Here is a 23,405-nt window from a genome sequence, read left to right on the forward strand (position 1 = left end):
TTGTGCCCACGCGGTCCCGCGCTTGCTGGTCGAAAACCTGTCTCGACCCTTACACGCCGCACCGCGTGGGCTCGAGAGCCCACCCTACGATCCCTGCGCTTTACGGTAACGAGCATGAAAAAGGGACCGCGAGGTCCCTTTCTGTTACGCGGCTTGCGCCTCTTCCTTCCGCCGCTGCAGCACGAAAATCGGCTGCGCCCACTGCGTGTCCTTCTTCTTCTTGCTCGTGATGAGCGTCAGTTCCGAAGGGTCGTAGACGTCGGTGTTGTGCGTCAGCGGCGTCGTCATCAGGTACTGGGCGTCGGTATTCTTGAGGAACTCGCCGACCAGCTGGATGTTGCGGATGTCCAGGTGGGCGAAGGGTTCGTCGATGAAGACGAAGCCGCCGGAACCCTCTTCCGATTTCAACAGCCCGATCAACAGCACCAGCGACTTCATCACCTGCTGGCCGCCCGAGGCTTCGCCGTCGTTCATGCCGATCTGGTCCTTGCCGTCGAACTTGAAGCGCACGTGCAGGCCGGCCTGCGCCAGTTGCACGTCGTCGTTCTCGAGGCGCACCGGGTCGGCCTGCACGTCGATGCCGGCCAGCTCTCCCAGGTCCTTGATGTTCTTCGAGTAGGTCTTGATCGTATAGCGCAGGCGCTCGATGTAGGCGCCGCGCGCATTGCCCGTTGCTTCGATCGCGCGGTTGTTCTGGTAGCGGCGCTCCTCGGTCTCGACCTGGCGTCCGGAAAGCTGGTCGTTCAGGCGTGCGTACTGGTCGATCACCGTGGCGTCGAGTTCCCAGTCGTCGCGCGCCAGCGCGTGTTCGAGCGAGGAGATGCGCAGGTTGACCTGGTGCGCATTCTGGTGCTGCGACACCAGCGCCGCACGGCGCGCCGCGCGCTTCCACGCCGCCGGAATCGTCTTCCAGCCGCCGCGCAGCGCCAGCAGCGCTTTCGCATGCTCGCTGCGCTGCTCGACCTGGCGCCGGCTGTTCAGGCGCAGGCCCGCTTCCGCTTCCGACAAGGCCATGCGCGCGTTCTGCCAGACGGTGTCGGCGCGGGTGCGCGCGACCGTTGCGTTTTTCGTCAGCGCCTGCAGTTCGCCCAGGCGCGCGCCCACTTCCAGGCGCTCGGCCTTGATCGGTGCGATGCTGCGCGCCGCTTCCTCGAACTCGGCCTGGCGCGCCGCCAGTTCCTTGGCGGCGTCGACGCCGGCGATACGCGCCTTCAGCGCGCCGACTTCGGCGGCCAGCTTGCTGATGGCAAGCGTGAGCGCATCTTCCTTCGCTTCCAGCGCCGGCAGGGATTTCTGGATCGCCTCCAGGCGCTGGGTTTTGCCCGCGGCGCCGAAGCGGTAACGCGACGGCTCGACGAACAGCGAGCGTCCGCCGCGGCGTTCGCGGTGATAGGCGTCCGGCGTGATCCACTCGTCGCTACCGGATTTGAAGCCGGCATCGACCGAATCGACGCGGTCGATGCGCGCCAGTTGATCGATCAGCCAGCCCGGGGCCGGCGCCGAGAAATTCACTACCGACAGCAGGCTGTCGTCCTTCATCTTCGGTGCTTCGACGCAGTCCGGGACGATGAAGTGGCGATAGCGCTCTTTCTCGGCCAGGCGGTAGGCGCTTGGGGCATCCTTGGCGCGTTCGAGCAGCACCACCGAGGCGTAACCGCCCAGCACACCCTCGACCGCGCCCTGCCATTTCGGATCGGTCACTTCGACGATATCCGACAGCATCGCGTGCGGGATGCCCTCGTCGCGCAGGGCGCGGCGCATCAATCTCTGGGCTTCCGGCTCCGGCATCGCGCTTTTGCCCTGCAGCGCGGAGATGGTCGCCATCTCTGCGGCGATCTTCGTGCCCAATGCTTCGCGCGCGGCGCGCTGGCGCGCCAGCTCGGCTTCCTTTTCTTCCAGCTGCGAGGCCACTTCGGCCATGTCGGCGCCGGCTTCCGCCGCCAGCTTTTGCAGACGTTCCTTTTGCTCGAGCAGGTTCTCGATCGGCTTGATGCGGGTGTTGATCTGGGTAAGGCGGCTGGCCAGCGCCGTGCCTTCCTGCTCCAGCAGGGTTTCCTGCTGCTGCGCTTCGGTCAGCGCGCGCTGCTGCGCGGCCAGCGACTGGCGCTTTTCGGCCAGCACGCTGTCGACCTGCGCCAAGGGTTTACGCTGTTCGTGCAGTGCGCGGCTGATGTTGGCCGCCTTTTCGCGCGCCTCGTGGTATTCGAGGCTGGGGAGTACTTCTTCCTTCAGCTCGCGCCGTTCCTTGTGCAAGCCTTCCCATTGATGGTAGTTCGCCACGCGCAGGCGCAAGCCTTCGAGGTTGACGCGCGAGGTTTCCAGCTCGGCTTCGAAACGTTTCAGCTCTGTCTCGGTGTCGCGCTGGTGGCGCTTGGCTTCGTCGTAGGCGTCCAGCACCTCCTTGTCGCCGAAGACCTGGAACACCAGGTCGAGCAGCTGGCGCGGCGCGTATTCGCACAGTTTATCGGTCTCGCCCTGCTCCAGCGCCAGCACTTTCGACATCGCCGGCGACAGCCCTGCTGAAGCTAAGCGTTTCCTGTAGTTCTCGACGCCGAGCCAGTCGGTCGCTTCGGTGACCTCTTCGATGTTGACGTTCCCGGGCCGCATCAGGTACTGGCGCTTCCAGTCGCCGCCGTTTTTCTGCACCTGGCAGAACAGCGTGACTTCGTCGTCGGCGAAGAAGCCGGAATGGCGGAACGGCCGGTTCGACAGCTGCTTGCCGACCGCCTTGTTGTCGACCACGGCGCGGATCCAGGCGCTTTGCTGGCCCGAGTGGCGCGCATAGTGTTTATAGGTGCGGCCCATCGAGCAATCGAGGCCGAACAGGGTGCGCAAGGCATCGAGCAGGGTCGTCTTGCCCGAACCGTTCTGGCCGGCGATGGTGATGATCTTGGCGTCGAGCGGGATGTTCTTGATCCGCTGCCAGTAATCCCAGTGGACCAGCTCGAGTGATTTGATGTGGAACATAGTGTCTCAGTTCGATGGTTCGAGAGGTTCCACGGCGTCGGCGTCGTTCGCGGAGTCGTTGGCAGCGGCGATCTTGCGCGGCACCGCGGCCAGCGGCGCGCGCTTGAACACGTCGGACAGGGCGCCGTTGATGATGCGCTCCTTGAGCACGTCGGTGTCCATCATCAGGTCGAGCAGCGGGCCTTCCAGGATCACGTCGCCGCGTCGTTCGATGAAACCGAGTTTCGATAGCTGGCCCAGGTTCATGTCCATGCGCGTCTTCTTGCCGAGCTTGTCGCCGAAGTCCGACAGCAGCGCCGTATAGGAGATGCCGATCGAGGTGTCTTCGGCGCGCGGAATCGGGTTGTCCTTGTCGAACAGGTCGTTCTGGTCGTCCGCCACCGTGACGTGGGTCTCCTGGCGCTCGCGCTTGGGCAGGATGATCTGCGCCCACAGCACCACCAGCAAGGCCACGCCGTCGCGCGTCAGGCCGAAGTTATTGTTCTGCCAGATGTCCTTGGCCCCGAAGATCTTCGGCTCGACATTGCGGTGCAGCGCGATCGTCACGTGGTCGGCATACACGTTGTCGAGCAGTTTCAGGCCGGATTCCAGCAGGCGCTTGTCGACTTCGATGCGGAACTGTTCGTCCGACAGTGCGCGCTTGACCATCTTGTCGTCGCGGCGCAGCGTCTGGTGCGTCAGCAGGCGCGCGATCAGGATTTGTGCGTCGTCATTCATCGGGAGTACCGTTTTCGAGATCGAGTGAAAGGGTTGCAAAGGACATGGCGGCCACTTCCGGATCGTCGAGCTGGACCATCTCGTCCGTCGGCTCGAAGCGGATCGGCAGGCGCGCCAGTTCCGCCGTGGCGCCCTGCAGGCTCGCTTCGCTGGCGTCGCCCAGCAGCGGCAGCAGCGAGGCGCGGTAGGATGCCAGGGCAAAACCGGCCGGCAGCAGCGATTCGTGCAGCTGCACCTTCTTCGGTCCGGTTTCCGAGAATTCCGGGAAGTTGCCGAGGTTGGCGAAGTCGGCCAGTTTATTGATCCAGTCGTTCAGTTCGGCCTGCATGGCCGGGTTGTCGTTGATCGTCAGCGGCGCGTCTTCGCCGTTCGGCAAGCCCTTGGGACCGGTGACAATGGTGCGCTCGGCCAGCAGTTCGGTTTCGGCGACGTCGATCATTTCGGCCGGCGTACCGAACAGCGGCACCACAGGACGGTCGATCGCATCTGCCGCCAGGCTGGCCAGGTCGTCGTGCGCCAGCAGCCAGCGTTTCACGTCCGTCGTCGACAGGCCGGACTGGCCCAGGTGCACGCGCTGGCGTTCGATCTGGTTCAGCGCGCGCGAGAACATGCCCTGCATGTTGAGCAAGGCGCTTTGCGCGCGGCCGATCGCCTGCGCCGCCTTGTGGGTGGCCGAATCGGCGCGTTCGTCGGACGTGATCGCGCGCAGGATGACGGAGCCCTTCTCGACCCAATCACACGCCATGTGCCACTTCGCCTGCGAATTGCGCAGCTTGAATTCGGAGCCGGAGGCGATCGCATCGCGGAACTCCTCGGTCAGTTCGATCAGGCGCCCCAGCAAATGCCGCAGCTGCTCGACCGTGACGCCGCCCACGGCTTGCGCACCGGCCACCTGCGACAGCAGGAAGCCCATCTCGGCGTCGTCCTCGTCCGGCTTGGCCAGGGCGATCAGGGTGTCCAGCGCGGACAGGACATTCCTTGCCAGCGGCGTGATGCGGTAGACGGCGGCGGGCGCATCCCAGGCCAGTAAACCGTGGGTGCGCAGGCGGTTCAGCACCGTTTCCAGGCTTTCCGGGATCAGGTAGGCGAGCTTCTGGTTGATGTCGGCGCGCGAAAACGCCGAACTGCCGGTGTCGGCCGCCAGTTCGCGCAGCACCAAGAGGCGCACCAGGACGCCGTCCTGGGTGCCGTGGAACAGCGCCGTGAACGCGGACAGCATCGGCTGCGCGCGTTTCAGGTGGAAGACCTGCTCGATTTCGTCGGGTGCGATGCCTTGCTGGAAGTGGGCGGCGAGCGGGTCCGGCTCGTCCTGCGCCAATCCAGGGGGTTCCGCGGCGAGGGCCGCGCCTGCCTGTATGTCGATCATGTGGGATACCAGTTTTGCGAGCGCAGAACGTCGGACAGCCGGTCAGCAGCCAATTTTCCGCGGGGGGAGCAGTATAACAGTTAAGGTCGGGCAACTAGGAGGGGAAAGCAGCACGGATGTTGCCCGTTGGCAGGAATGACACATCCGATTGGCTGATGTTGCGTGTCAACACGTGGCCGGGGAACCCGTCCACGCTACTTGCTACCTTACTTCTTCGTGATCCTGGTGACCGTCTGCTCGATCGTCTCGCGATCGTTGTCGCGGAACAGCAATTTCACCGGATACCACTCCTGCCCCGGCGCCAGCCAGACGTCGAGACCTTCGCTCTTGCCGGCACGCGCCTCGCGCGTCACCAGTACCGTGTCGAGTTCGCCCATGGCGGTCTGGATCTTTTCGCGCTTGACCACCTTGAAGGTCCAGGGCTCGGTATCGCGCCGGGAGGCGACAATGAAACTCCATTCGCTGCCCGGCTTGAACTTCGCCTCGCCGGCGGCACGCGCGACCGAGGCCAGTTGCCAGGTGACCGAGGCGCGGTCCTGTTCGCCCCCTTTCAGTGGCTGGGCTTCCTTGGCTTCGCTCAGGTTGATGGTCCTGGCGTCGCGGTTGAACCTGGTCGTGGTGGCGTCCTTGCGGTAGCGCTTTTCATAAAATTCGTCGGGCGCGAGGCCAAAGCTGTCGACCGTGCCGCGGCTGCGGTATTCGGTCAGCTTGCCGAGCAGCTGGACGCGCGCTTCGACGTTCACATCGTATTTGCCGTCGCCGGCGCGCCAGGCGATGGTCGCGTCGCCTTTCAGGGCAATACCGCGCTGCTGGGCGTGCAATTCGTAGGCCAGATCGGCCGATGGCGGCAACTCGACCGCGCGTTTTACGGGCGCCGCCGCCTGTGCAGTGCCAGCCAGCGCCAGCGCCATGGCAAGGACGCCGCTCTTCAAAAGATTGCTTCGCATTATCATTTTCCTGTATCGGTGAGGACTATATTATTCACGGTTTGCGTGGTCACTGCACCGTTGGCTTCCGTATTGCGAATCTGCACCGGATACCAGCCCCGGCCCGGGGCCAGCCAGATGTCCAGGCGCGAACGGTAAGACCCTTCTTTTGGCGGACGCGTCAGGTGAACCGCCTGCAGCTTGCCGAGTCTGGTGTCGATTTCTTCCTGGCCGACCACGACGAAGCGGAACACGACGGCGTCGCGGTCTTCGCCGACCTGCAGGTCGATATCGCCCGTCAATTGGCTGGGGTCGCCGCGCGCGATCGCCGCCAGTTGCAGCGGCACGCTGGCCTTGTCCTGGGCGCCCGCCATCAGGGGCACCGTCTTTTGCGAAGCCGAGAATGTGATGCGGTCGTGCTGCCAGTCGAAATGGGTGGCGGTCAGCGCGCGCCCGCGCCGTTTTTCCGTCATTTTGACGGGGGCGAAACCGGTCGCCGCCCATGCCCCTTCGCTGGTCAGCACGGCCAGGTTGACGCGCGTGACGAGGATGCGGATGCCGGCCTCGAATTCGATGCGATAGCTGTCGTCGCGAACGCTCCAGGCCAGTTGCGCTTCGCCGCTCCAGCGCGTGCCGTCGGCATCGACCCGGGCCACGTCCATCATGATCTTCGCGGACGGCGGCATGTCGACCTTGTAGCGGCGCGCTTCGGGCGCCGCCGGCGGGACCGGTTCGGCGGGCACAGGCGCGGGTGGCGGCTCGGCGGTGGCGACCGCGGCCGGGATCGGCGCAGATGCAGGCACAGACGCAGGAGCCGGCGCCTCGCCGCTGCCGCCGCTGCCCGGCTCGACCGCGGGTCCGACCGCTTCTTCGTTCAGGAAGGGCGCACTTTCCTGCGCTATTTTTGGCAGCGGGGGCAGCGGCAGCGACGCGAGTTTGGGCAGCGGCAGGGGAACGGGGTCGCTCGGGTTTGACGGGGGCGCGGGTGGCGGCAGCAACTGCGCCTGCATGACATCCATGCCGCCGGACGCCTGCAGGCGCGGCAACGCCACCGAACCAGAGATGAGGGAGAACAGCGCGGCGTGCAGGAACACGATCAGTGCGCCGAGCAGCACGGCGCGGCGCTGCCGGACGATGACGGAGACGATACCCATCCCGCTAATATACCTGTCCACGTCCGCCCTTGCTGTCCGGCTGGCTCCGACTTCGATTGATCCGCGTGTTATTTATCTGCTACGCTAGAACGACCACTTAACGGAGACGACCATGCAGAAACCACCCTCGCAGAATGTGCCCGGCATGACGGATACGCTCGAGTTCGTAAAGAACCTCTGGGGCGGTATGGGCGTGCCCGGCATGGGCGCGCTGAGCACGCCCGGCCTGGGCACCCCGGCGCTCTCGACCGAGGACCTCGACAAGCGCATCACCGACCTGAAGGCCGTCGAAAGCTGGCTTAACCTGAACCTGTCGATGCTGCGCACCTCGATCCAGGCGCTGGAGGTGCAGCGCGGCACTATCGCCGCCCTGAAATCGATGAGCGACAGCATGGCCCAGGCCATGGGCCAGCAGGGTGATCAAACATCTTCGCTGCCGCCCTTCTCCGCCTTCTTCAATGCCGCGGGTATGCAGCAGGCGGGCACGCCGACGCCACCGCCGCAGGCGTCTGCCCAGGCCGCCCCGGGCGGCGCGAGCGCGGATGCCGCCATGCAGCCTGCCGTCGCCTGGTGGAATTTGTTGCAGGATCAGTTCCGCCAGGCCGTGGCCAGCGCCATGCCAGCCGACGGCGGAGCAAACGCCAAGCCGGCCAGCGACAAGGCCGACGGCAAGGGGGCCGGCAACACGGCGGAGGCCAAGCCCGGCGACGTACCCGATCCATCCGGACGCGCAACCACGGGCGGCGACGTCGGTGGCACGCCCGGCACTTCTTCGCAGAAACCTTCCCGGACAAAATCCGATAAAGCTTGATCCCAGCGCAAATAAACCGCAATAGCGAGCCCATGTCTTGATTTGACGGGCATCACACCCGCCCCTGTCGTGTTGAACTTGACAACACGGCCGGGGTATCCGGCCGCCGTATTCCCCTGTTGGAGAACGGCATGCCTACTATCAATTTCTCGCGTTTGACTGCCGAGCAGGTCGCCGACGTCCGGCGCAAGCTCGAGAGCGCCGGCTGCCCGGTGCCGCCCAGCGCCCACCGCCTCGAAGAACTAACCGCGGCAATCTCCGCCTTCCGCAAGCAGCAAAACCTGCCCGGCGGCGGCGCGCTCGATGAAGCGACCTGGCGCCGCCTCAACGCCTGCAGCGGCAGCGTCTTCAGCGAAGTGTTCCAGAACGAACTCGGTTTGCTGCGCCCGGGACCGAACGCGCCCAGCGGCGGCCCGGAAGACGTGCAGCCGGCCGCCACCTGCGCCCTGCTCACGCGCGCCCACGAGGCGCAGCTGGCCGGCCTGGCCCTGTCCGGCGGCGGCGTGCGCAGCGCCACTTTTAATCTTGGCGCCCTGCAGGCGATTGCCGAACTGCGCCTGCTGCGCGATGTCGATTACCTGTCGACCGTCTCGGGCGGCGGTTTCATTGGCGGCTGGCTGTCGAAATGCATCCGCGAACGGCGCGGCGACGTGGCCGCCGTCGAAGCCCTGCTCACGCCCGGTGCGGCCGGCCAGGCGGTCGCCAGCGAACCGGTCGAGATCCAGTTCCTGCGCCAGTACAGTAATTACCTGTCGCCGCGTAGCGGCACCTTCAGCGCCGATACCTGGACCCTGATCGGCACCTATGTGCGCAACACCTGCCTGAACCTGGCCATGCTGGTGGCCTGGCTGTGCGCCCTGCTGATCTTGCCGCGCTTCGCGGTCTGGGCCGTGCACCGCGTTGTCAAGCCGGGCGCGCCCTGGGCGGCCTGGTCGGACGCGATCTGGCTGGCCGGCACGGTGCTGTTCCTGTTCGCCGTCTTCTGCATCGCCCTGAGTATCTCGAGCAAGCCGGAAAGCTCGACCGGCTTGCGCCGCTTTCCGCTGGAGCAGGGAGCGGTCCTGCGCTGCATTAATCTGCCGCTGCTGCTGGCGGGCTTCCTGGTCAGCATCGGCCTGTGGCGCCACGGCGGGGCCCTGCCGATCCTGTGGGAAGAAGGTTTACCCGTACGCTTTCACGGCTGGGGCGCGGCCTGGCTGCTGATGCCGGGGCTGGTGTATTTCATCGTCTGGGCCAGCGGCTGGTACCTGGCGCACGACCGCACCAGCCCCTACCGCGGCGCCGGCTATGTGCTGTGCGGCGCCGGCGCCGCCTTTGTCGCCAGCCTGACGCTGTCGGCGGCGCTCGAATTCGCACCGGGCGCGGTCGCCCACCTGGCCTCGATCGAGATCGCGCAATTGCTGGCCTGGCGCGTCTGCCCGGCCGTCACAGGTTTGCTCATCCTGTACGGCGCCGCGCTCGCGCTCGAACAGCGCCTGCGCCGCCCGATTCCCGCGCTGCTTCCCGATATTTCGCGCAACGAACTCAAGGAAGGCATGAGCCACTTCGTCTGCGCGATCGGCGCGCTGGCGGCCGGCACCCTGCTCTTGCTGACCGGCCTGGCGCTGCTGCCCAATCCGAAGGAACACCCGATCCTGAACAATGCGATCGCGTTGGGCATCTTCGGCATGCCGCTGATGATGACGCTGTTCTCGGTGACGATGACGCTGATGATCGGCCTGATCGGCCCCCTGTACAGCGACGCCAGCCGCGAATGGTGGAGCCGGCAAGGCGCCTGGTCGTCGATCTTTTCGCTGGCCTGGCTGATCATGTTCGGGGTCGCCTTCTTTTGCGCGCCGCTCCTGCACTGGGCCTGGCTGACCTACGAGCCGATCGCCAACGCCGGCACCGCGCTCGGCTGGCTGGTCATGACCGTCATCGGTTTGAAAGCCGGCAGCGGCAGCGCCACCGGCTCGCGCGACGGCAACTGCGCCAAGCGCGAACTCGCCGCGCGCCTGGCGCCCTACTTTTTCACGGTCGGCATCTTCGCCCTGCTGTCGAGCCTGGTGCAGGCGGTGGTCGCCATGCCGGACGTCGCCTGCCCGTCGCCGGTCTCGCTGCCCTGCGTGTATGCCGCCCACGCCAACGCCACGCTGGCCAGCGACGGCAGCACCCTGGTGATCGCCTTTTGCTGCTTCCTGGGCGCCGCCCTGCTGCTCGGCTGGCGCGTCGACATCAACAAGTTCTCGCTCTACATGCTGTACCGGAACCGCCTGGTGCGCGCCTATTTCGGCGCCAGCAGCACGCGCCGCAAACCGCACCCGTTCACCGGCTTCGATCCCAGCGACGACCCGCAGCTGGCCGACATGGAAAACCAGCGCCCCTACCACATCGTCAACACCGCCCTGAACCTGGTGGGCGGCGAGGAGCTGGCCTGGCAGACCAGGAAAGCCGCCTCGTTCGCGTTCACGCCGCGCTTTTGCGGCTTCGAGATGCCGCTGACGCCGACGCCGGGAGCCAACGGCGGCCTGCGCGACGCCCAGCGCGGCGTCTACCGGCCCACGCGCGAATACGCCTCGGGGCCCGGCAGCGGCGACGACGACGCCACGGTGCGCCTCGGCATGGCTGTCGCCCTGTCGGGCGCGGCGGCCAGCCCGAACATGGGCACCCACTCGTCGCCGCCGCTGAATTTCTTGATGACGATGTTTAACGTGCGCCTGGGACGCTGGTGCCCGAACCCGCTGAAGTCGAGCTGGACCCGCTCCTCGCCCGGCATTGGCCTCTTCAGTCTCATCGCCGAACTGTTCGGCATGACCAACGCCGACGCCAACTACGTCTACCTGTCCGACGGCGGCCACTTCGAAAACCTCGGCATCTACGAACTGGTACGGCGCCGCTGCCGCCTGGTCGTCGCGGTGGACGTCGCCAGCGACAAGGCGATGTCCTTCGAAGACCTGGGCAACGCGATCCGCAAATGCGCCACCGACCTGCACATCGGCATCGACCTCGACGTCTCGAAAATGGCGGTCGCCGGCGACACCGGCCTGTCGGGCTGCAGCTGCGCAGTCGGCGCGATCCGCTACAGCCACGTCGACGCCGACGGCGTCGACGGCACCCTGCTGTACATCAAGCCAGCCATCGTCGGCTCGGAAAACGCGGACGTGCTCAACTACCGCAAGGCGAATCCCGCCTACCCGCACCAGAGCACAGCCGACCAGTGGTTCGACGAAGCCCAGTTCGAAAGCTACCGGGCGCTCGGCTACCACATCACCAAGGCGGCACTGGCAAAGGCGGCGGCGCTGTCGGCCAAAGCGGCCGGCGGACACGATGTGGTCAAATTGTGCGAAGCCTTACGGGGTGGGCACGCGGTGGCACCGGCCACACCGCCTGCACCGCCGCCCGTGCGCGACGCAAATCCTGAGGTACGCAACGAGTTTCGATAACCGTAGGGTGGGCTCCGCCCACGCGTTACGCACGTATCCTTTTTGCGCCGGCGCCGATGGGCGCGCTACGATGCAAACACATCGTGGGCGACAGGTTACAGCCTCGGGTTCAAGGAAGCGCCCGTAACGCGTGGGCGGAGCCCGGTGAACCCGTCATCGAGGCCATTGGCCTCGATGACCCCATAAGGTACACGACGGCTAGCGAATCAGGTGGGCGTCTCTGGAGCTTCCGTCTTCGGCGCCAGCGCCGCCAGTTGCTCCATCAACTGCGCAAACCGTTGCTGACCCGGCTGCAGGCGGTCGACGTGGGCGAGTACGGCGTGCGCTTCCTGCGCCAGCGCTTCGTCGTGGCCGCGCTCGCGCATGTGCGACACCAGCACCTGGGCGGCGTTGAACAGGATGCGCTGGTTGTTCGGCAGGCGGGCGCGCGCCGAGCGCATCCAGTCGACGGCTTCCTGCAGCTTGCCGGTCTTCCAGAGCAGCACGCCCTGGTTCATCAGATCGGCTGCTTCCTTTTTCGAGGAGCGGATCAAGTCGACGCCTTCGTCGCTCAAGCGCGCCTTGTCGAAAATCGCCTGCACCTCGTCGAGCAGCACCGCGTTGTCGTGGTTGTTGCGGATGACGTAGCACAGCAGGTCGACGGGCGCTTCCTTGACGCCGACCGCGAACAGCAGGGTCGCCATCTCGAGGCAGGTGGCGGTATCGGGACGGTCCTCGCGGCTGCCCAGCAAGGCTTCCAGTTCGTCGCCGGCCTTGCGCGCACGCCGGTAGTCTCCGCTCTCGTGGTACACCAGGCCTTCGGTGATCTTGGCGCGCAGGTCGATGTCGGGATGGGCTTCGCCAAATTCACGCTGCGCCGCCAGCAACAGGACTTGTGCTTCCTTCGGATCGTTCTTCAGGCCGCACACGCGCGCCAGGCCGAGGTAGGCGTCCGGCGTGCGCCGCACCGAATATTCGCCGATGGCGATGCACTTCCTGAACGCCCTTTCGGCCATGCCGACATTGCCCAGCTTGAGGCAGATCTGCCCCAGGTTGCGCTGGCGCGGCACCGAGTTGGGCGACAACTTGGCGGCGCGTTCGAGGATCGAGCAGGCTTCTTCGAGCTTGCCCATGCCCTGGTAGGCCAGCGCCAGCTGGTCGTAGGCGTCGATGTAATAGCGGTTCTCGGCGATCACGCCCTGGAACATCTGGCGCGCCTGCTCGAATTCGCCGTTGGCGAGGCGGATCTTGGCCAGGCCCGCGCGCGCCCACTGGTATTCGCGCCCATTCAACACGCGTTCGTAGGCTTCGCGCGCCTTGTCCGGCTCGCCGCTCTTTTCCATCAGGCGCGCCTTCATGCGCAGCAGTTCGACTTCATGCACCGGGCTCGCGTCGATCTGCTCGTCGCACAAGCGCGCCGCGCGCAGGTAATCCTTTTCGGCATAAGCCTGGTCGATCGGCCGGAACACCTGCTTGCGGTGCCAGGCGCGGTTCAGGCGCGTGAGCAGCACCCCTTCGGTAATCGGTTTGACCAGGTAGGCGTCGGGCTGGTGTTCGGCCGCGCCCATCACCGATTCGACGCTCTTTTCGGCCGAGACCATCATCCACACGCTCGAGGGCAGCAGGAAGTTGCGCACGCGCGCTTCTTCCAGCACCTGCTGGCCATTCTTGCCGTCGCCGAGATTGAAATCGCACAGCACCACGTCGTAGCGCAGCTTGGCGAGCAGGCCGATCGCTTCGCCGCCGCTGGCCGCCTGGTCGATGTTCTTTGCGCCCAGGCTGCGCAGGCTTTCGCGCAGCAGCTGGCGCACGCCGATGAAATCGTCGACCACCAGGTAATGTTTACCCGCCCAGTCGATCGGCTCGGCTTTCGTTGCTGCGGGCGCGTTCATGGCAAACTCAGAATGAAACAGCCGCCACCGAGTGCGCCGCCGTTTTCCAGGCGCACGCTGCCCTCGCGCCCGCGGTGGCGGTGCATGCGCGCCACTTCGCGCGAAAAGTACAGGCCCAGGCCGGCGCTGTTGCTGCGAAAATCGATGCCGCTGGCGACCTGCGACAAGCCCGCCGCGCCGGCCGCGAGCAACGCCGGCGGATAGCCGGCGCCGTTGTCCTCGACGCGGATCTCGAGCAAGCCATCGACCGTGCCCAGCGCCAGGCGGATGCGGTCGCGCGTGTAGTGGACGGCGTTATTGACGGCATGCGCGACGACGCCGACGATCAGGTCCTCGTCCAGGTGCCAGATCAGGCCGGGCTCGAGCGCGACGTCGAGCACGATCCCTTTGGCGTCCAGCAGCACGCGGCCGAGTGCGACCACTTGCGCCACCAGTTGGTCCGCCTCGATCGGCTGCACGTCGAACGGATAGTCGGGCGTGCCGACCCGTTTATATAACGCCAGCAGCTGCATCAGGTTGTCGTTCAGGCGCCGCGTCTGGTACAGCATCTGCGCCATTTGCGGATAGGTGGCGTCGGCCTGCGGCGCACCATCGACCAGTAGCCGCTCCAGGGTTCCGGAGAGCACGCTGATCGAATTCTTCATGTCGTGGGCGGTCGAGGCCAGGAACAGGAGCAAGTCCTGGGAAGGTGAAGTGTCGTCCATACGCTGGGATCGCTGCGGGCGCCACCGAAATAGCGCAGGAAAGTTGCCGTACGTTAATTATACGCAGGTCCGGCGCGGCGGTTTGGCTTGCGCCAGCATGACGGCGTTTAATCCGGCGCAAACGGCGCCGGGCCCCGCCCAGTGCGGCGTGCACGCAACACGAAGCGCGCCGGATCGAGGGCATCGACCAGCGCCGCCTCCAGCGGCAGCGGTGCGTTTTCCAGGCGCGAAACCAGCAACTCGGCGCACAGCGGCGCCCAGATCAGCCCGCGCGAGGCATAGCCGAGCAAGCCATGCAGGCCCGGATGGCGCGGCACGTCGCGCAGGCGTTCGGTCGCGCCGGCGGCCTCGAAATCGGGCAGTGCGCCGACCAGCGGCAGGCGGTCGGGCGCGACGCTACGGAAACCGACGCGCCCGGCCAGCGGCGCACCCGCACCGGCTTGCGGCTGCGCCACCAGCGCGCGCAGGCGTTCCAGGTTTTCCTGCTGGCTGGCTGCGCGCAGGCGCGGATCGGCGTCGAGGTCATAGGTGGCGCCGGCGCAGGCGATGCCACCGGCGGCCGGCGTCAGGTAGGCTTCGCGGCACAGCACGAACGGCAGCTGCGGCAGCGTGGCGGCGTCGAGGTGGGTCACCTGGCCGCGCAGGTTCGACAGCGGCAGGCGCGCGGCTTGCGCGAACCGGGTCGAACCCGCGCCGCCGGCCAGCACCACGGTGGCCGCGCGCGCGATCGTGCCGCCCTCACCTCGCACCTCCCATTCTTCGCCGGCGCGCGCCAGGGTCACGCTGCCGGCATTGAAACGCCGCGTCAGGCCCGCGCCGCAGGCGGCCAGCATCGCCTCGCACACGCTTCCCGGGCGCGCCCAGCCGCCTTGCCGGAACAGCCAGGCGCCATCCTGCACCGGCAAGCCGAGCAGTTCGCTCGCCTCCTGCGCTTCCAGCCATTCGGCGAACTCGCGCGGCAGCGTGCCACTAGAAGCGATGGCACGCGAGGCGGCCGCATGGCCGGCGTCGCGCGCCAGCTGCATCACGCCGCAGGCGGCGCCTTCGATGGCGTTGCCGATGCCGCCTAACGTCTCCCAGTAGCGCAGCGCATACAGGTAGGCGGCGCGCGTCAGGCGGGTCGGGATGTTGTCGTCTTTCGACAGCAGCGGCATGAAAATGCCGGCCAGGTTGCCCGACGCCTCGCCCGCCGGCCCCGCATGGCGCTCGACCAGCGTCACTTCCCAGCCGCGCGCGCACAGGCGCTCGGCCGCCGCGCAGCCGGCCAGGCCGGCGCCGATGACGATCGCGCGCCGTTCCGGCACCGCCGGCAAGGGCTGGCGCGGCTTGAGGCTGGCGAAGCGCGCCCCGCCCTTGTCGAACACGAAGCCTTGCGCCATCAGCGCGGCGACCTGCTCCTGCTCGAGCCAGTCGAAGGCGAGGCGCGCATCGCCGGCGGCCAGACGCGCCAGCGCGCGCGCAAACCCGGTGTTCGGTCCGCGCAGGCCGTGCAGCTGCACGAAGTCGATGCGCGCGGCGAGCTGGGCCAGTGCCGCGTCCAACGGCGCATTCACCAGGTCGAGGGTGACGGCATCGTCGTCTTGCGGGATGCGGTGAAAGCCGGGCAGCAAGCCATCGCTGAGTGCCACGATGTGCAGTCGCGCCGGCCGCTCCGGGTCGTTGCGCCAGGCGGCGATCAGCGCGGCCGCGCGCGCGCCATTGCCGTAGGCGGTATCGAACACCGTATAGCGTTCGCGGCCCTGCCAGAAGCGTGCCGGGTTCACGCCGAGCCTGCGCCGTTGGGACGGTGGCGGAAGCAATGCCGATCGTGGTCGTCGACCATGCCGATGCCCTGCATGTAGGCATATACGATGGTCGAGCCGACGAATTTGAAGCCGCGCTTGGCCAAGTCTTTCGAGAGGCGGTCCGACAGTGCGGTTTTCGTCGGCCGGGCGCCGTCCGGCCACTGCGCCACCAGAGGCTGGCCTTCGACGTAGGACCACAGATAAGCGTCGAGCGTCTGGCCTTCTGCACGCAGCGCCAGGTAGGCACGCGCATTGGTGATCGCCGCCGCCACTTTCAGGCGGCTGCGCACGATGCCGGGATTGGCCAGCAATTGCGCCACTTTGGCATCGTCGTAGCGCGCGATCTTGTCCGCATCCCAGTCGTCGAAGGCGGCGCGGTAGCTGTCGCGCTTGTTGAGGATGGTTTCCCAGGACAGGCCGGCCTGGGCGCCCTCGAGGTTGAGCATTTCGAACAGGCGCCGCTCGTCATGGCAAGGCACGCCCCATTCATGGTCGTGGTAATCGAGGTAGCGGGGATTGGCCGGGTTGGCCCAGCTGCAGCGGTGGATCGTCATGGCGTGAAGTATACGTCAGCACCACCCCGCGATAAAACAAAAGCGCGCCCCGGGATCGCTCCAGGGGCGCGCTTTGCCGTCACGGACGCCGTCTGTCGACGCCCGGTGGAGCGACGATTACTGGCCCGACGTGGTGCCCGACTTTGCGTTCGCCGGCATCTGCTGGGCTGCCTTCAGGTGCTGTTCCACCGTTGGCTTCATCTTCGTTGCCAGGCCTTTGACGTCGGCATCCTTGGCGCCCTTTTCGTTCTTGTTCAAGAGTGCCAGGGCTTCCTTGTGCGATGCCAGGCCACCGACCTTCATGTACTCGCGGTCGAATTTCTCGCCTTCGAGCTTGGCCAGCTTGGCCGACATGGCTTTGTGCTTGGCGTCGAGTTCGGTCGGCAGGGTGATGCCCTTGGCTTGCGCCACGGCTTGCACTTCAGCCAGGCCCTTGGTGTGGTCGTCGATCATCTGCTGGGCGAAGGTTTTCACTTCAGGATTCTGGCTCTTGCTCTGCGCCAGCTTGCCCATTTCGACTTCGGCCATGTTCACCATCGCCATGTCCATGATGGCCTTGTTGTCGGCCTTGCTCATCTTGGCGCCGCCGGCGGCGGTGGCGCCTGCGGTGCCCGACTGGCCCGAGGTGGCGTCCGACATGCCGGTCGCGCCGGTGCCGGTGCTGCCGCTCATGCCGGCGCCGCTCTGGCCGTGGCCCGCGTGGCCCGCCGTTGCAGAACCAGTGCTCGAACCGGTGCTCGAACCGGCGGCGCTGGCGCCGACCTGGCCGCTGCGGTCTTCCATGCCCTGGCTGTTGGTGTTGTTGACGGTGCCGTCAGCCGCGGCCTTGCCGGTCATGTTCGGCTGGCCCTGTGGGTTCATCGTAGTGGCCGAGGTGCTGGTCGATTGTGCTTGCACGCCGAAGCTGGCGAACATGGCGGCTGCGGCCGAAACGGCGAGCAGTCCTTTCAACGCTTTATTTTTTTGCATGATGCTCTCCTGGGGGGTTGGGAAAGAGCCGGCATGTCTCCCATGCGCCGCTCCTGTTCAAGTGTTCCGATCGTCCTGCGCCCACGCCGCGCCGTGTCGTACGGCAGCGCCGCGCTGCGCATTGCTGATCCAATGGCCAGTGTATCGCCGCGTTCGGGAAACCCGCGCGCGGTAGCCTTTTAGCAACATTTTGCTGTCAAAGACGTTCCCTGCAGACGCAAAAAAGCCGGCGCGCAGGCCGGCTTTGCAGTGCGGACAGCGCCGCGTCAGCGGAAGCTGAGCGTGGCCGTCAGGTCGCCGGGACCGCGCGCGCCGCGTGCGGCAAAGGCGGCGTCGCGCGTGGCCAGGCCCTCCAGGCGCGGCAAGCCGTGCAGGCGCGTGATGAAGCGCAGGATCGAGGTCGTGTCGTAGAAATTGTGGTCGACCGCGCCCCGCTTCGCATGCGGCGAAACGACGATCGCCGGAATGCGCGAACCTGGTCCCCAGCGGTCGCCCTGCGGCGGCGCCACGTGGTCCCACCAGCCGCCGTTTTCGTCGAAGGTGATCACGACCACCATATCCTTCCACTGCGGCGACTTTTTCAGGTGCTCGATCACGTTGGCGATGTGGGCGTCGCCCGATTCGATGTCGGAATAACCGGCGTGCAAGTTCAGGTTGCCCTGCGGCTTGTAAAAGGCGACGGCCGGCAGCTTGCCGGCGACGGCGTCGGCAATGAAGCGGTTCGAGATCGGGCTGTCGCCCAGGCCGCCGTCGCGCAGGTGCGCGGCGCGCGCGTCGGTGCCGGGCGCGAACTGCTTGAAATAGTTAAACGGTTGATGGTGGTGCTGGAAGTTCGGGCGCTGGCCGGCGCCGCGGCCGTCGATCGCCGCTTGCCAGGCGCCGCCATACCAGGCCCAGCTGACGTTGGCGCGCGACAGCAGGTCGCCGATGGTGTCGTAGCTTTGCGGCGGCAGCACCGAGGCATCCTGCGGGTCGGCGGCGTTGGCGTCGCCACCGGCCGCCGGGCGCACCCAGCTCGGCTGGAATGGCGGCGCCATCGTGTTCACCGCATAGCCGTCGGGCGTGATGGCGCCGGCGTTCACGAATTTCGGCTTGCCTTCCAGGGCCGACTTCGGCGAGTCCGGCGCCACCGCCAGGCGCTGCCCGAGCGGGCCGTCTTCCAGCACGGCGATCTTTTTCTTCGCCGCGGTGTGCGGCGCATGGAAATATTCGGGCGTGCGGCCGCTGATCAGGAACTGGTGGTTCAGGTAAGAACCGCCGAAAGCGCCCATGAAAAAATTGTCGCACAGCGTGTATTCGCGCGCGATCTGCCACAGGCCCAGGTTGTTGTTGGTTTCGCCGTAATGCCCCATCACCAGCGCGCCGGAATCGCCCCAGGCGACGAAACCATCGTTCTTGCCGTCGTTGATCTGCATCTGGTTGTGATAGAAATTGTGCACCAGGTCGCGCGTGACCAGCGCTTCCGGCAAGGGTTTACCCTCCGCATCCCTCAATGCGAACGGGCCGTTCGGCAGGTTGGCGATCCTGTCTTCGCCGATCAGGTATTCCTTGCCGCCGACGTCTTGCCGGCCCGGCACCATGCCGCCCCAGATCTTCGGCAGCACCGGCAGCACCGAGCCGTCGCGGTCGATTTGCGGCGCACTGGCCGGCAGCGGGTTGGCCAGGCCCGGGAAATTGGCGAACAGATTATTGAAACTGCGGTTTTCCAGATAGATCACGACCACGTTTTTCACATGGGTCTTGAGCTTGGCGTCGAGCGAGGAGGCTGGCTTGTGCGCCGGGCGCGGCGCGGCTTCACTGGCGACAGGCAGGCCGGCGCCGAGGCCGACGGCTGCGGCAGCCTGGAAGATACGGCGGCGGGCTGGGCTGGCAGGCGCCTCGGGTGGAGTTACGGGGAGATCGCGGTCGGGCATGGTGGGCGGCGTCGTTGGAATCGGGAAACGACGATTATCGCCTGTTTCTTGCCCACTGAAAATATTGACGACCGTTAGCCGACACCTACTGATGGATGGACTACTGTCTTGTGAACTTGCCGTTGGATGTTGCGCACCGTAGGGTGGGCTCTTGAGCCCACGCGTTGCAGAGCTCGCATCGAAGCGAACAAGCCGAATTCGCCAACCGCGGTATGTCGTTTGAAGCGTCCACGATGCATGCGATGAACCGCGTGGGCTCAAGAGCCCACCCTACGAGGATGTGGCGTACCTCGGCCGCGGGTCAGGTTTCGCCCGCCAGGCGCGCGCGCAATGCATCGAGCGGCAGCGGGCGCGCGAAGTGATAACCCTGCGCCTCGTCGCACGCGGCCGAGCGCAGAAACTCGACCACCTCGGCGGTCTCGACGCCTTCGGCTACTACCGCCAGTTTCAGGGCGTGCGCCATGTCGACGAAGGCCTTGACGAAATCGAAGGCGCTGATGCGCTCGTCTTCTTGCAGTACGAAGGAGCGGTCGAGTTTCAGGACGTCGATCGGAAATTTGCGCAGGTAGGCCAGGCCCGAATACCCGGTGCCGAAATCGTCGACCGCCAGTTTGACGCCCAACCCGTGCAGTTCGCGCAGCATCTGCGCGGTGCGCTCGATGTCGGCGATCAGCGCGCTTTCGGTCAGTTCCAGTTCCAGGCAGTGCGGCGGAATGCCCGATTCGGCCAGGGCTTGCCGCACTTCGCCGACGAAGGTCTGGTGCGCCAGCTGGCGCGCCGAGACGTTGACCGAGACGCAGATCTCGCGCCCGAATTCGCTCATCAGGCGGCGCGTCTGGCGGCAGGCCTCGAACAGCACCCAGCGTCCGATCGGCACGATCAAACCCGTCTCTTCGGCGATCGGGATGAACTGGGCCGGCGACACCATGCCGCGCTCGGGATGGTTCCAGCGGATCAGCGCTTCCATGCCGACCATGGCCATGCTGCGCAGGTCGATGCGCGGCTGGTAGTGCAGTTCGAATTCGGCGCGCGCCAGCGCCGGGCGCAGCGAGGTTTCGAGCGCCATGCGTTCGCGCGTGGCGACGGCCATCTCGGGCTCGAAGAAGCGGTAGCGGTTGCGCCCGGCGGCCTTGGCGCGGTACATCGCCGTGTCGGCGGCCTGGAACAGCTGCTCCTTGTTGTGGCCATCGCAGGGGAACAGGCTGATGCCGATCGAGGCGCCGATGATCACGTCCTGCCCGGCGATCGTGATCGGCGCGGTCAGCACGTCGAGCAGTTTTTCGCCGATGCGCTCGGCGGCGCCCTTGCCGCTGCTGCAGTGGGCGGCGATCACGAATTCGTCGCCACCGAGGCGGGCAATCACGTCGCTCGGGCGCAGCACGCGGCGCAGGCGCGCCGCCACTTCGCACAGCAGCACGTCGCCGAATTCGTGGCCGAAGGAGTCGTTGACTTCCTTGAAGCGGTCGAGGTCGAGGAACATGGTCGCCACCGTCCCCTCGCGCGGGCAGGTGTCGAGCAGGCGCTGCACCCGGTCGTTCAGCAGCGCGCGGTTCGGTAAACCGGTGAGCGTGTCGTGGGTGGCCAGTTCGCGCAGGCGGTTCTGCGTTTCTTCGCGCTCGGTGACGTCGCGGATGATGGCCTGGTAGTACTCGTTGCCGTTGTCTTCGAAGCGCGAGATGTGCACGTCGGCCGGGAAGGTGCTGCCGTCCTTGCGCCGCTTCTGGATGCGCAGCAGGCGCGTGTGTCCATCCTGCAGCGCCAGCGCCAGGTCCTCCGTGTAGGCATAGCCGCTGTCGATGTCGGGCACGCGCAGGCGCAGGAATTCGGCCTCGGTGTAGCCGAAGTTGCTGCAGGCGCGGCCGTTGGCGGCGACGATGAACAGGTCGCGGTCGGCGATGACGATGCTGTCGGCCGCCTGCTGGAACAGGCTGCGGTAGCGCTGTTCGCTTTTTCTCAACGCCTCCTCGGCCTGGCGCTTGAAGCTGATGTCGTGGAAATACACCGCCAGCCCATCCTCGCTCGGATAGGCGCGGACTTCGATCCACACACCGGACGGTTCCCAATAGGTTTCGAAGGTGCAGGCTTCGCCGCTTGCCATGGCGCGCTGATAATAGGCGAGCGAAGGCGAATGGTGCAGGTCGGGCGCGACCTCGAGCAGGTTGCGGCCGATGGCCGTGCCGGCGTCGACATTCACAAAGGCGCCCGCCTTGCGGTTCGCATAAGTGACGCACCAGTTGCGGTCGACGGCGAAAAAGGCGTCGCCGATACTTTCCAACATGAGCTGCTGCTGTTGCTGCAGCTTGGCCAGCGCTTCGCGCGCGGTGTGCTGTTCGGTGACGTCGCGCGCGGTGGCATAGGTCACCTGGCTGAGCGCGCACCAGCGCACCGAAATCGACACGATCACTTCGCGGCCATCCTTGCGCAGCCAGCGGTGGCGCAGGTCGTGCCGCACCGAGACGCCGCTACGCAGTTCGGCGCGCAGCGAGGCAAAGCGCGCGATCTCTTCTTCTCCCACCAGTTCGCAGTAACGGCGCCCCACCAGCTCTTCGGGCCGGTAGCCGAGGATGTCGAAGGTCGCCGCGTTCAGGCGCAGGAAGCGGCCGTCGGCGTCGATCAGCGCGATCAGGTCGAGCGAATTTTCGATGAGGGCGGTATTTTGCTCGGCCAGCCGCGCCAGGTCCGCCGTATTTGTCGTATCGTTCAAATCAGTTTTCATGTGCCGCTGCGTGCGCCAGGCATGTGCCTACCTTTGTTTGCCAACCGTTTCGCCGAATGTGGCGAGCTATTCAGGTTATCGCACTTACCGGCATGAACTAAATGGCGTTCTTACAATCATGCGGAAATATATTTTGCCTTGTAGAAATTTTGAGACGCTTCCCGAAGCGCTTGTTGTCAGCTTGATTCCAGTAGCAGGGCCAAGTGTGTTGGCACACGGCCGCACAGGGGCGTAGACTGCCATCCAGATGCAAAGCCAAGAGAGACCGCACGTGCAAGCCGACAGACGAAGCGTTGAACGACCCAGGATCGCGCTGGCCGCCATTACGCGGGAGAGCGTGCGCGAACTGGTCGAGACCGAAGCCGAGCACCTGCGCAAGGCGGTGGCGGCCGGACGTAACCGTTACCAGGTACGGCTCGACCAGCACGACCAGATCGTCGCCTACATGGCCACGCTCAATCCGCTCGACCTCGAACGCTTTTCCACCTTCTACGAACAGGAAGCGGCCGCCGCGCGCGCCGCCGCGGCCCGGCGCGACGAATGGCGTCCGATCTCCGGCCCGCTCGCCGTACAGGCCGGGCACTCGGGCGAGATCATGCGCATCGGCCCCTGGGCACTGGCGGCGGCCGGCGCCGTCGCGGCCATGGCGACCTTCCTCCTGCGCCGCTAGCCATCCCTGGCTTGAACTTCAGCGGTAAAAGCGCGACGGCGTGACCCCGAAATGGCGCTTGAACATGGCGGCGAACGCGCTCGGGCTGGCATATCCGCAGTCGAGCGCGACTTCGATGACCTTGTCGCCATTGCCGATGCGCTGCAACGCATACAGCAGGCGCGCCTGCTCGCGCCACTTGGCGAAGGTCATGCCGGTTTCCCTGACAAATAAACGGTGCAGCGTCCGTTCGGCGACGTCGATCGACGCCGCCCAGGCCGCTGCGCTGGCCGACGCTGCAGGCTGCGCACTTAGGGTGGCGCACATCGACCTGAGCCGTTCATCCCGCGGCAGCGGCAGGTGCAGCGGCAGCGCCACCGCCAGCCGGATTTCGTCGATCAAGAGCGCGATCAGGCGCGCATCGCGGCCGACTGGCTCCGCGCTCGGTGAAATGCGCGCCGCCTCGATTAACAGTTCCCTCAGCAGCGGCGAGATGTTGATGACGCAGCTCGCGGCCGGCAGCGCCGCCACCCGCGCGACGTCGATGTAGGCGGTGCGCAGCACCACGTCGCCGGACATGGTGACGTTGTGGCGCAGGCCGGTGGTCATCCACAGGGCCCGGTTCGGGGTGACGACCCAGGCGCCGGCATCGGTATGCACGGCCATGACGCCCGCGGTGGCGTACAGCAGCTGCCCTTTCGGATGGGAATGCCAGCCGGTCGCGCTGCCGGCCGGCCAGCGATTTTCCATCACCACCAGCGGGCGCGGCAAATTATCGAACAGCTGGTGCTTGTGAAAAGGATGCGGCTCCATGGCAGGAATTCTACAGCTGCTGGCAGGCTAGCGCGAGACGGTCACTCTTAGCTGCGCTATGCTCGGCGA

Annotated in this window: 16 protein-coding genes; 3 read left to right on the forward strand and 13 right to left on the reverse strand. The window is 66.2% G+C overall.

Annotated elements, in window-relative coordinates; genetic code table 11:
* Positions 1 to 144 precede the first annotated feature (144 nt).
* The 5 genes from AC56LG_RS20070 to AC56LG_RS20090 all read right to left on the reverse strand — a co-directional run bounded on the left by AC56LG_RS20070 (position 145) and on the right by AC56LG_RS20090 (position 7,130).
* Complete coding sequence (locus AC56LG_RS20070) at positions 145 to 2,967, reverse strand: ATP-binding protein (protein ID WP_497167838.1); 2,823 nt, start codon at positions 2,965 to 2,967, stop codon at positions 145 to 147.
* Between the two features lie 6 nt (positions 2,968 to 2,973).
* Entirely contained in the window at positions 2,974 to 3,684 is a 711-nt protein-coding gene (locus AC56LG_RS20075; protein WP_497167839.1) for a hypothetical protein, read from the reverse strand.
* Positions 3,677 to 5,050 carry a hypothetical protein gene (locus tag AC56LG_RS20080; RefSeq protein ID WP_497167840.1) on the reverse strand — a complete coding sequence of 458 codons (1,374 nt, stop codon included), beginning with the start codon at positions 5,048 to 5,050 and terminating at the stop codon, positions 3,677 to 3,679. The genes AC56LG_RS20075 and AC56LG_RS20080 overlap by 8 nt, the downstream gene beginning before the upstream one ends.
* A gap of 206 nt (positions 5,051 to 5,256) precedes the next feature.
* Complete coding sequence (locus AC56LG_RS20085; protein ID WP_497167841.1) at positions 5,257 to 5,997, reverse strand: DUF3108 domain-containing protein; 741 nt, start codon at positions 5,995 to 5,997, stop codon at positions 5,257 to 5,259.
* A gap of 2 nt (positions 5,998 to 5,999) precedes the next feature.
* Positions 6,000 to 7,130 (reverse strand): DUF3108 domain-containing protein, encoded by a 1,131-nt coding sequence (locus AC56LG_RS20090; protein ID WP_497167842.1) that lies wholly within the window; start codon positions 7,128 to 7,130, stop codon positions 6,000 to 6,002.
* Between the two features lie 112 nt (positions 7,131 to 7,242).
* On the opposite strand from AC56LG_RS20090, the gene AC56LG_RS20095 reads away from it, so the two are divergent.
* Together AC56LG_RS20095 and AC56LG_RS20100 are read left to right on the forward strand one after the other, a co-directional pair.
* On the forward strand, positions 7,243 to 7,941 hold the full coding sequence (locus tag AC56LG_RS20095) for a PhaM family polyhydroxyalkanoate granule multifunctional regulatory protein (protein ID WP_497167843.1): 699 nt from the start codon (positions 7,243 to 7,245) through the stop codon (positions 7,939 to 7,941).
* A 131-nt stretch (positions 7,942 to 8,072) separates the two neighbouring features.
* Positions 8,073 to 11,363: a patatin-like phospholipase family protein gene (locus tag AC56LG_RS20100; protein ID WP_497167844.1), complete on the forward strand. Its 3,291-nt coding sequence runs from the start codon at positions 8,073 to 8,075 to the stop codon at positions 11,361 to 11,363.
* Between the two features lie 206 nt (positions 11,364 to 11,569).
* Here AC56LG_RS20100 and AC56LG_RS20105 read toward each other — a convergent pair whose 3' ends face one another.
* The 7 genes from AC56LG_RS20105 to AC56LG_RS20135 all read right to left on the reverse strand — a co-directional run bounded on the left by AC56LG_RS20105 (position 11,570) and on the right by AC56LG_RS20135 (position 21,874).
* On the reverse strand, positions 11,570 to 13,234 hold the full coding sequence (locus tag AC56LG_RS20105; protein WP_497167845.1) for a response regulator: 1,665 nt from the start codon (positions 13,232 to 13,234) through the stop codon (positions 11,570 to 11,572).
* Entirely contained in the window at positions 13,231 to 13,938 is a 708-nt protein-coding gene (locus tag AC56LG_RS20110) for a sensor histidine kinase (protein WP_497167846.1), read from the reverse strand. Before AC56LG_RS20110 ends, AC56LG_RS20105 begins: the two co-directional genes overlap by 4 nt.
* Positions 13,939 to 14,045: 107 nt before the next feature.
* Positions 14,046 to 15,701, reverse strand: coding sequence for an FAD-dependent 5-carboxymethylaminomethyl-2-thiouridine(34) oxidoreductase MnmC1 (gene mnmC1, locus AC56LG_RS20115; RefSeq protein WP_497167847.1), 1,656 nt, complete (start codon positions 15,699 to 15,701; stop codon positions 14,046 to 14,048).
* Positions 15,698 to 16,276 (reverse strand): DNA-3-methyladenine glycosylase I, encoded by a 579-nt coding sequence (locus AC56LG_RS20120; protein WP_497167848.1) that lies wholly within the window; start codon positions 16,274 to 16,276, stop codon positions 15,698 to 15,700. Before AC56LG_RS20120 ends, mnmC1 begins: the two co-directional genes overlap by 4 nt.
* A 117-nt stretch (positions 16,277 to 16,393) precedes the next feature.
* Positions 16,394 to 17,245, reverse strand: a complete 852-nt coding sequence (locus AC56LG_RS20125; protein WP_497167849.1) for a DUF4142 domain-containing protein — start codon at positions 17,243 to 17,245, stop codon at positions 16,394 to 16,396.
* A gap of 266 nt (positions 17,246 to 17,511) precedes the next feature.
* Positions 17,512 to 19,158, reverse strand: coding sequence for an acid phosphatase (acpA, locus tag AC56LG_RS20130; RefSeq protein WP_497167850.1), 1,647 nt, complete (start codon positions 19,156 to 19,158; stop codon positions 17,512 to 17,514).
* A gap of 301 nt (positions 19,159 to 19,459) precedes the next feature.
* Positions 19,460 to 21,874 (reverse strand): sensor domain-containing protein, encoded by a 2,415-nt coding sequence (locus AC56LG_RS20135; protein ID WP_497167851.1) that lies wholly within the window; start codon positions 21,872 to 21,874, stop codon positions 19,460 to 19,462.
* Between the two features lie 337 nt (positions 21,875 to 22,211).
* On the opposite strand from AC56LG_RS20135, the gene AC56LG_RS20140 reads away from it, so the two are divergent.
* A complete protein-coding gene (locus AC56LG_RS20140; protein ID WP_497167852.1) occupies positions 22,212 to 22,544 on the forward strand; it encodes a hypothetical protein in 333 nt (110 codons plus the stop codon).
* An 18-nt stretch (positions 22,545 to 22,562) separates the two neighbouring features.
* On the opposite strand, the gene AC56LG_RS20145 is transcribed toward AC56LG_RS20140, so the two are convergent.
* Positions 22,563 to 23,336 (reverse strand): AraC family transcriptional regulator, encoded by a 774-nt coding sequence (locus tag AC56LG_RS20145; protein ID WP_497167853.1) that lies wholly within the window; start codon positions 23,334 to 23,336, stop codon positions 22,563 to 22,565.
* Positions 23,337 to 23,405 lie beyond the last annotated feature (69 nt).

It is taken from the genome of Telluria sp. ZB2R32, from assembly GCF_059685715.1.